Source organism: Pseudoalteromonas luteoviolacea (assembly GCF_001750165.1).
GTDB classification, from domain to species: Bacteria; Pseudomonadota; Gammaproteobacteria; order Enterobacterales; family Alteromonadaceae; genus Pseudoalteromonas; species Pseudoalteromonas luteoviolacea_G.
Genome location: NZ_CP015411.1, coordinates 508,284 through 517,500 on the forward strand (window position 1 = coordinate 508,284; position 9,217 = coordinate 517,500).

The 9,217-nt window shown below is 40.1% G+C and carries 11 protein-coding genes (1 of these 11 running past the window's edge); 8 read left to right on the forward strand and 3 right to left on the reverse strand.

Features of this window, described 5'->3' with window-relative positions; genetic code table 11:
* Positions 1–2 precede the first annotated feature (2 nt).
* Together S4054249_RS02120 and S4054249_RS02125 are read left to right on the forward strand one after the other, a co-directional pair.
* The gene (locus S4054249_RS02120) at positions 3–761 is read left to right on the forward strand and encodes a type II secretion system protein N (protein WP_046358564.1); all 759 of its coding nucleotides are present in this window, start codon (positions 3–5) and stop codon (positions 759–761) included.
* A gap of 3 nt (positions 762–764) precedes the next feature.
* Positions 765–1,352 (forward strand): UPF0149 family protein, encoded by a 588-nt coding sequence (locus S4054249_RS02125; RefSeq protein WP_046358565.1) that lies wholly within the window; start codon positions 765–767, stop codon positions 1,350–1,352.
* Between the two features lie 15 nt (positions 1,353–1,367).
* On the opposite strand, the gene S4054249_RS02130 is transcribed toward S4054249_RS02125, so the two are convergent.
* Positions 1,368–1,574 (reverse strand): hypothetical protein, encoded by a 207-nt coding sequence (locus tag S4054249_RS02130; protein ID WP_046358566.1) that lies wholly within the window; start codon positions 1,572–1,574, stop codon positions 1,368–1,370.
* Complete coding sequence (locus S4054249_RS02135; RefSeq protein ID WP_046358567.1) at positions 1,575–1,931, reverse strand: hypothetical protein; 357 nt, start codon at positions 1,929–1,931, stop codon at positions 1,575–1,577.
* A 216-nt stretch (positions 1,932–2,147) separates the two neighbouring features.
* Between S4054249_RS02135 and ccoG the strand changes: the two genes are divergently transcribed.
* The 4 genes from ccoG (at position 2,148) to S4054249_RS02155 (ending at position 5,986) form a co-directional block, all read left to right on the forward strand.
* The gene (gene ccoG / locus S4054249_RS02140) at positions 2,148–3,569 is read left to right on the forward strand and encodes a cytochrome c oxidase accessory protein CcoG (protein WP_046358568.1); all 1,422 of its coding nucleotides are present in this window, start codon (positions 2,148–2,150) and stop codon (positions 3,567–3,569) included.
* A 151-nt stretch (positions 3,570–3,720) separates the two neighbouring features.
* A complete protein-coding gene (locus tag S4054249_RS02145) occupies positions 3,721–4,695 on the forward strand; it encodes a serine/threonine protein kinase (protein WP_046358569.1) in 975 nt (324 codons plus the stop codon).
* Positions 4,696–4,714: 19 nt separating this feature from the next.
* On the forward strand, positions 4,715–5,338 hold the full coding sequence (locus tag S4054249_RS02150) for a thiol:disulfide interchange protein DsbA/DsbL (protein WP_046358570.1): 624 nt from the start codon (positions 4,715–4,717) through the stop codon (positions 5,336–5,338).
* A gap of 15 nt (positions 5,339–5,353) precedes the next feature.
* The gene (locus tag S4054249_RS02155) at positions 5,354–5,986 is read left to right on the forward strand and encodes a thiol:disulfide interchange protein DsbA/DsbL (RefSeq protein WP_046358571.1); all 633 of its coding nucleotides are present in this window, start codon (positions 5,354–5,356) and stop codon (positions 5,984–5,986) included.
* Between the two features lie 60 nt (positions 5,987–6,046).
* Here the strand turns inward: S4054249_RS02155 and trmA are convergent, their stop codons facing one another.
* On the reverse strand, positions 6,047–7,144 hold the full coding sequence (trmA, locus tag S4054249_RS02160) for a tRNA (uridine(54)-C5)-methyltransferase TrmA (RefSeq protein WP_046358572.1): 1,098 nt from the start codon (positions 7,142–7,144) through the stop codon (positions 6,047–6,049).
* 161 nt (positions 7,145–7,305) lie between these two features.
* Here trmA and S4054249_RS02165 point away from each other — a divergent pair, with 161 nt between their 5' ends.
* Both S4054249_RS02165 and murI read left to right on the forward strand, forming a co-directional pair.
* Positions 7,306–8,409, forward strand: coding sequence for a DUF5610 domain-containing protein (locus S4054249_RS02165; protein WP_046358573.1), 1,104 nt, complete (start codon positions 7,306–7,308; stop codon positions 8,407–8,409).
* A gap of 142 nt (positions 8,410–8,551) precedes the next feature.
* Positions 8,552–9,217: the 5' portion of a glutamate racemase gene (gene murI / locus S4054249_RS02170; protein WP_235611271.1), read on the forward strand. Its footprint extends 72 nt past the window's final position; 666 of the gene's 738 nt are visible here — the first part of the coding sequence; it begins with the start codon at positions 8,552–8,554; its stop codon lies beyond the right edge, outside the window.

The window sequence follows — 9,217 nt, forward strand, 5'->3', positions numbered from 1 at the left end:
ATATGAAAAATGCAGTTAGTGTAGTATTGGCTTTTTTGTTCGCGTTTATTGTTTTTACTGTTGTGAGTATTCCTGCACCAATTGCGCTGCAATTGGCACAGTCACATATTCCTCCTAATATTCGATTGGGCACTGTGACAGGAACGCTTTGGGATGGCAAAGTAAGTGGTGTGCAATATCAAAATTTACAATTTAATGATGTTAAGTGGCAAATAAATGGTTGGGCACTGTTTACAGGCCAAGTTCAAGGCAAGTTAAACTTTGGCAATGCCCGTCAATCTACTGAAATATCTGGGCGTAGTAACTTTGCCGTGTCGTTGCTTGGAAACAGTATTGAGTTAGATAATACAACGCTTCGATTTAGTGTTGAGCAAGCGATGCGTCAAGTTAATTTACCTTTGCCTGTTGACGCAAAAGGGCGTGTAATCCTAGAGCTGGATGAATATAACAGTGGTCAACCTTATTGTGAAAGCCTTAAAGGAGATATTAGCAGTCCAGATATCCAGGTTAAGGGCATGTCGGGTTGGTTTAGTATTGGGGAATTAAGCGGTGTATTGAGTTGTAAGTCAGGTGACATTGCGATTGTCGTTGAACCAGAAAACTTACTTGGTTTACGAGCTGATGCTACACTGGCTGAAAACATGCAGTTCAAAGTAGCAGGCAATGTAAAGCCAGATGCATCCTTACCTAAAGAAGTACACGATGCCGTTAAGTTTTTAGGACGTCCTGATTCTCAGGGCAGGTATCCAGTGAGTTTGTAAATAATGATGGATTTTAGTTACCTGCCTAACCATGAGGCATTACTCAATGAGTACTTAGAACAACGCATACAGACTAACTCAGAGGTGTTTGAGTTAAAAGCGTTGCAAGGGTTTTTATTTGCTACAGTATGTGGCCCTGATGGCATAGAGCCTGAAATGTGGTTAAGCCATGTCACTGGTGGTGATGAGAAAATATCAGAAGATGTGGTCTTTGCGATGCTAGCTCTACACCATCATATTAGTGAGCAGGTTTTTTCAAATGGGTTTGTTTTACCGTTTGATGGTGAATCATCTTGGCAAGATAAACAGCTTTGGAGCACCGGTTTTTTGTATGGTTGCCAAAGTTATTTGAACAAGCTAAATGAGAGTGATCTACTTTCCGATGAATTGAAGCAAGCGCTTGTGACAAGCACGGAGTTGCTGGGCTTTTTTAGCCTAGAGTATGCGCAGGTTGAAACGTATTGCCAATCTATCGAAGTTGATATAAATGAATTTACCACTCAGCAGTATCAATTAGCTGCTGAGGTTGCCCCAGCCTACGCTGAATTAATTGAGCAGGTTGCTTTGGGTAGTGGTTTGTACAACGACTAAATAATTAGACGTAGCTTAGGCTACGTCTAATTCAATGTGCGTACAACCAGTTGGGCATTGCGCAGATGCTTTTTCGCCCTCTTTGACCGCCACATTGAGACTAATTGCTTTCCCGCAGGTTTTACACAGCACAGTTTGTCCTTTCGCTATCTTTTTTAGCAACGCTTTTTGATCGTTAAAAGATCGGGCTCGGAGTTTATTGAATTGAGTAATGTCGATCATTTAAAACTCAGCCTTTTTGATCGCTTTTTCTGCTGCGTCACAAATAGTATTTAGTTTGGGGCCAAAAAAGTATAAGTTTAGTTCGTGTTCTTGGCAGTAGCGTACGTGGAACATCTTCACTTTTTTATCTGTTGCAAGAACATCTAATAAATATTCTTGTTCGGATGCAGAGAGTTCGAGTTCTCTCGCTATTTCATGTCTAGCTTGTTTTGCTGCAAGGCTATATTGGGTTTGACTAGTTTCACCAAGAGTATCTACACCCTGTTGCAGGAATTTATCCCTAGGCTCCTTGATCAAAGGATGATCTATAGTGAAAAGGGCTAATACAATGAGTACTAATAAAAGATATTTTTTCATAAAGCTCGCTAATTTGATCTATTCGACTCAATCACAGCCACAGTGTAATAAAATGCCAGAATCAAAAGCAAGCGAATTGCTCAGGAAATATTCGTAGTTTTTGCCACCGTCGTGCGATTTATGGCTACGCTAAAAGCGTGCTGTTGCATATAATATCCTTAATAAAAGTAAGGTCACTGTAGCAAGTAACCTGTCCAAAGCACTTAAGGAGCTTGTATGGACAATAAGATCAAGATTAAGAATATCCCAGTTGAGATCCAAAAACCTGAAAATCTCCAGCCTGATAGGTTTAACCCGCGCAATCGGATTTATGTGCGAGCAGTAAAAGGAATGCACCAATTGCTTCGTCAGCGAATTGGTTTTTTGGGCATGTTGGTATTTATGCTTTTACCTTGGCTCAATTTTAATGGACAGCAGGCCGTCTTGTTTGACCTGTTTGAGCAGAAATTCAATATTTTTGGTCTGACACTTTGGCCACAAGATCTCACTATTTTGGCATTCATATTAATGATTGCCGCATTTGCGCTATTTTTAGTGACGACTTTTTATGGACGAGTTTGGTGCGGTTATACTTGTCCTCAAACTGTTTGGACATTTATTTTTATTTGGTTTGAAGAAAAATGTGAAGGGTCGGCAAATCAGCGAAAGAAACTTGATAAGCGACCTATGGATATCGATAAATTGTTCCGCAAAGGGATGAAGCATTTTAGTTGGTCTGTGTTTTCATTTTTCACCGCGGTGACGTTTGTCGGCTATTTCACGCCAATCAGAACATTATTACCTGATTTATTGATGTTCTCTGCCAGTGGCTACGCCACTGTGAGTGTGGTGGTATTTGCCATCTGTACATATGGTAATGCAGGGTGGATGCGCGAGATCATGTGTCTGCACATTTGTCCTTACTCACGTTTTCAATCTGCGATGTTTGATAAAGATACGTTTACCGTTAGCTACGACAATAAGCGTGGGGAGGGGCGAGGACCAAGAGGCCGTAAACAGGACCCTAAAGAGTTGGGGCTAGGTGACTGTATTGATTGTAAGTTATGTGTGCAGGTGTGTCCTACTGGGATTGATATTCGCAACGGTTTGCAATATGAATGCATTAATTGTGGTGCATGTATAGATGCATGTGATGGTGTAATGGAAAAAATGAATTATGCGAAAGGGTTAATTTCCTATACGACAGAGCGAAATTTGGAGCACACTAAAAAAATCACCCAACCTATACGCATGAAGTTAATCGGTTATGTTCTCATTTTATTTGTTTTAAGTGGCGCTTTAGTGACTAACATAGCAATGCGTAAAACCTTTGAGCTAGATATCATTAGAGATAGAAATCAACTCTATCGCGTTAATTATGATGGCATGGTTGAAAATACCTATACTCTAAAACTTATAAATAAAGCGCAGACGGTACAAACATTCAGCATTTCAGTGGCAGGCCTTGAGCACTTTGAGCTATTAGGTAAACAATCTGCTACGGTCGCTGCAGGGTCTACACTAGATATACCTGTCTCAGTTGTCATGGATCCGTATGATTTAACTAAACCTGTGACTGAGTTTCATTTTGTACTATCGAGTGATGGGCAGTCAAAGTCACAAGTGTCTCAACCAACCAATTTCTTTAAAGGACGCTAATAGTTAGCATGGCTTGAATGAAGAATAGATTAAGCATTCAAGCCATAATATATTTTGCTTCCTAACATACTTGGCTTTATCCTATTGTGCTGTGGTCTAAAGGCATTATGTGCCAATACCAGATCTTTTATACTATCAACGGACAGCAGCAATGAGCGACTTTAGCTATCAAAACCTCACACCAGATTTGATTCTCGATGCAATCGAAAGTATCGGTATTTATCCTGAATCAGGTCTCCTACCTTTAAATAGTTATGAAAACCGTGTTTATCAGTTTCGTGGAGATGATAATAAGCGTTATGTTGCTAAGTTTTATCGACCAAACCGTTGGTCAAACGAGCAAATTATGGAAGAGCACGCATTTTCAATTGAGGTCGCAGAAGCAGAAGTGCCGGTTGTTTGTCCAATTAGGTGTGACAATGAAAGCTTGTTTGAGCACCAAGGTTATCGTTTTGCATTATTTCCAAGTGTTGGTGGTCGACAATTTGAGATGGACAACTTAGATCAATTAGAAGTGCTTGGCCGCTATATAGGTAGGCTGCATAGTGTTTCAAAAAAATATCGTTTTGCACACCGTCCTAGCATAGATACGGAGAGCTTTTTGACACAAGCGAGCCGAGAAATATTGGCTAGCGAATGTTTACCTCAGACATTGCAATTAGCTTTTTCAACGGTTTTAGAGCAAGTTGCTAAAAAAACAGAAGAAAAGTTCAAAGTTAATGATACGATTCGATTGCATGGTGATTGTCATGCTGGCAATATTCTGTGGTCGCAAGAACAGCTCATGCTCGTCGATTTGGATGATTGCCGCCAAGGGCCTGCTATTCAGGACCTATGGATGATGTTAAATGGTGATCGTCAAAACCAAGCGTTGCAATTGGACACTTTACTGGGTGGCTATGAAGAGTTTAGTGAACTCGATATGACACAATTGCAATTGATTGAACCTCTGCGAGCAATGCGTATGATCCATTATATGGGGTGGTTGGCAAAACGTTGGCAAGATCCTGCTTTTCCAAGGAACTTTTCTTGGTTTGCAACAGACAAATATTGGGAACAGCAAATCTTGGCATTAAAAGAACAATTGGCTGCGCTTGATGAGCCAGCACTTACAATTTATCCATAAAATTTAAGAGAGAAAGTACATGTTGAAATCGATTAAAGTGGCTTTGCTGGCATTGTGTTTGCCAATTGCTGCATTCGCTGCAGATTTTAAAGAAAGTGTTCACTACGAAACACTGTCATTAGAAAAAAGTAAAACACCTAGAGTGGTCGAGTTTTTCTCTTTCTATTGCCCTCACTGCTACAAATTTGAGGGACCTGCTAGAGCCCTGCATGCAAGTCTTCCTGTATCAGTACCATTTGAAAAGATCCATGTGAACTTTTTAGGTGGCTTGCCCCCAGAAGCACAAAGCTACTTAAGCTATGGTTATATTATTGCAAAACAGTTTGGTGTTGAGTCACCAGTCGTGGATCAAATCTTTAAAACTATCCATGAGCAAAATGGTCGTTTTGCGAGCATGAAAGATGTGCAAAAGCTCCTTGAAGCCCATGGCGTATCTGCAGAAAAGTTTGATGCTGCGTTAGCCAGTATGCCAGTCATTTCAGCAGAAAACGCAATGCAAAATGATCAGAAGAGGTTCAGTGAATCAGGTGCACTTAAAAGCGTACCTACCTTTATCGTGAATGATAAATACCGTGTGGTTATTAATTCATTGAAAAGCCAAGCTGAATTTAATGAATTAGTTAAGTATTTACTAGAAAAATAATGGTTGGAGAAGAATATGTTGAAATCAATTAAAGCTGCCCTGTTAGCATTAGTGCTACCATTGGCAGCAAGTGCCACAACCTTTGAAGAAGGTAAACACTATGAAGTGATTGCTGAGCGTGGTACTAAGAAACCTGAAGTGACAGAGTACTTTTCATTTTATTGCCCTGCATGTAATAACTTTGAAGGCTTGATTGATCAGTTTAAGCCTAAACTTGATGAGGGTGTGAAATTTAAGAAAAGCCATGTCGATTTCGTAGGTATCCGCGATCCGGAACATCAGAAAATGATTGCAACGGCATTAGCGACAGCTGAAGTGCTTCCTCAGAAGAATCAAATTGTATCTGCGATGTTCAATCATATTCACACAAAGCGCGGTAGGTTTAATGAGCTTGCTGATATTAAAGATGTATTTGTAGCACAAGGTGTAGATGGCACTAAGTTTGATAAAATGTACAAGAGCTTTTCTGTACGTACTAAAGCATCAAAAATGGCAAGGCAACAAAAACAGCTGCAGGAAAAAGGGGCGTTATCGAGCGTACCAACATTTATCGTCAGTGGTAAGTATAAGTTAGTACTTGGCAGAGAGTCTGGTGTGACAAGCCCAGATGATATTGCAAAACTAATTAATTATTTAGCGAGTAAATAATTTTACACTGCTTAAAATAAAACCCCGCTTTTGCGGGGTTTTTTATAAGTCAAAAAAAGGTTATTTGCGTGTCAAAAATACACCTGATTCTACATGGTGTGTGTATGGGAATTGGTCAAAAATTGCGATTCGAGATATATTATGTGTTTCGCTTAAAATCTCTAGGTCTCTCTCCAGTGTATCTGGGTTGCAAGATATATAGATAATGTTGTCATAATTACTAACCAATCTGCAGGTCAATTCATCCATACCTGCACGCGGTGGGTCAACTAATATTGTTTGGCAATTGTAAGATTGCAGATCAATGCCATTGAGACGTGAAAAGTTACGTTTACCTTGCATTGCATCTGTAAACTCTTCACTCGACATACGAATGATATCAAGATTTGAGACCTTGTTTGCTGCAATATTATATTGCGCAGAATGTACAGATGATTTCGAAATCTCAGTGGCCAAGACGCGGTCAAAATGCTCAGCAAGTGCAATTGAAAAATTACCATTACCACAATACAGCTCAAGCAAGTCGTTCGATAGCGGGCGGGCAATAGATTTAGCCCATGACAGCATTTTCTCATTTACCTTGGCGTTGGGTTGAGTAAAGCTGTTTTCGACCTGCTGATAAGTATATTCAGTGCCATCTACACGGAGTTTTTCTGTGACGAAATCATCACCAAAAACAACTTTTTGTTTTCTAGCTCTGCCAATAAAGTCGATCTTATACGTTTGCTGTAGTTCTGCTCTGAGTGTACTCATTGCTTCATGCCACTTATCGTCAAGCTGCTTGTGATAAAGTAAGCTAATAAGTATTTCGCCACTAAGTGTTGATAAATAATCTATTTGAAATAGCTTACGTCTTAAAGTTTCATTGTTACGCAGCTTTTCCATCATGACTTGCATGAGCTCGTTGACTAAAGGCGCACCTGGATCGAAGCTATCGACACGTATTTTTTCTTTGCTTTGTTGGTCGAACATGATGTGATACAAATCTTCATCATCGTGCCAAACTCTAAACTCACAACGTTGCCTATAATGACTTTTCTCTGAGTCATAGACTTCTAGCTCAGGCGCATTAAAGCGAGCGAATTGTGTGCTGATACGCTGTTGTTTTTCTAAAAGCTGCTGTTCGTATTGCGAAGCATCGATTTTGATCACGGCCATGCTGAGGCTACCTTTATATATTGCAAGGAGGCGCTATTTTAGGGGGCGAGGAACATTTGTCCAGTGCTTACAACTAAAATTGCACTTTTATTGTACAAATCACCTTTAGCTTTGTCACATATGGCCGATAATTAACTGATAGGGTATAGCGGAGAGCAATCATGAAGATCGGACAGTTGAATCAGCTGTTGAACCCAGCAATGCAGCACAATGCGGCAAAAGCTAAACCAAATGTTCCTAACATATCAATAAACTCTGATGTTTATCAGGGCAATAAGTCCCAAGTCGCAGCAAAAGTGCTCGATGACAAGTTGGCACAAGCACTCGGTATTGAGAAAAAAGAAGAGCCTGAAAAACCATTTTTTGATTACGAAGAGATAGTTAAGAATGTACTTGGCTTTGTGCAGGGGGCAATCAATAAAGCAAAAGCGGATGGTCAAGACGACGATACGTTGAAGAGCATGTTAGAACAAGCACGCAAAGGCGTGCAAACGGGAATTGATGAAGCCACAGGAGAGTTGAAAGACTCAGGGCTATTCGATGATGAGATCTCAGAAGGCATAGAAAAGTCTAAAGAGGGGATCTTTGATGGGTTAGATGAATTTGAAAAAGAGCTCTTTAATCCAACGCCACAGCATCTTTCTGTGAGTGCTGCACAGTTTGCGAGTCTTTCGAACAAAGCTGAATATGCATTTACTACGGCAGAGGGGGATGAAGTCGTGATCTCTTTTAGTGATGCATATAGTCAATCTCGAGCTGCAAGTTACGAGCGTGAAGGCAGTAATGTTGGTTTTGCATATGGGGAAAGTTCATCTCAAGAGGTGAGCTTCTCAATCAGTGTTAATGGCGAGCTTAATGAGAAGGAACAAGAAGCGATAAATGCAATGATGGAAGATATTCGTGATGTGAGTGACTCTTTTTTTGCGGGTGAATACGATGATGCATTTGAATTAGCACAAGAGTTGAGTTTGAATAATGATCAAATTACAAACTTTACAATGGACCTCAGGCAAAGCAAAACTTCCGCAGCTATTGCACAATATCAACAAAGCAACCCGATGAAAGAATTAGAACAGGCGTTTGCTCCATTAGATAAACGTTTAGAAGGACTCAATAGCGAAGCGGAATCTTTGGGTTTGCAATCACAGCTTCCTGACATCATGGCATGGATGAATGAAGGCCAACAAAGACTAAACCAATTTTTAGATTACGCGCAAAGTTATTTTAGTGCTTTAAATAGCAAAGAAGAGACACAAAATAGCTAAGCTATTCCAGTGTTGTTTATTTTCTTTGGATAGCGTGGCAAACTTCGAGTCTTGATTGTTTGGAGACTGAAGTTTGCCGCACATACTCATATTTGATTCAGGAATTGGTGGAACAAGCGTCCTATCACACATTAAAAAGAAGTTGCCTTATGCCCAGTACAGTTATGTCATGGATAATGCACTACTGCCATATGGTTTGCAGTCTCAAGAAACAATCAAAACGAGATTAATATCTTTATTAGCTTGGCTTAAAAAGAGCTGTAATCCTGTAGATGTAATCGTCATTGCATGTAATACGGCTTCAACGTATGCATTAGAAACTGCACGCCAATATACCGATATTCCTATTGTAGGAGTCGTTCCTGCGATTAAACCTGCAGCCATAGCCAGTGAAAGTAAACACATAGGACTTTTGGCTACTCCCGCAACTTCGAAAAACGCTTACACGGGTCATTTAGTATCGACTTTTGCACAAGATTGTCAGGTTGATATCTATCACTCAACTGAATTGGTGGATATCGCTGAGCATTATTACTGGCATCGGGTATGGCAACATGAACGTTTGCGAGATGAGATTGGCAGGCTGAATATAAATACCAGAATTGACAAGCTTGTTTTAGGGTGTACACACTTTCCAATTATCAAACAACCCCTAAAAGCATTATTACATGGAAACCTTGAGTTGGTTGATTCGGGAAGTGCAATAGCAAGACGCGTAGACTATCTATTAACTCAGACGCAATTAAAGGTTATAGGTAATGAAAGTGAAGAGTACAAAGAGAGAGAATTAGCGTCAAATCAAGCTGAC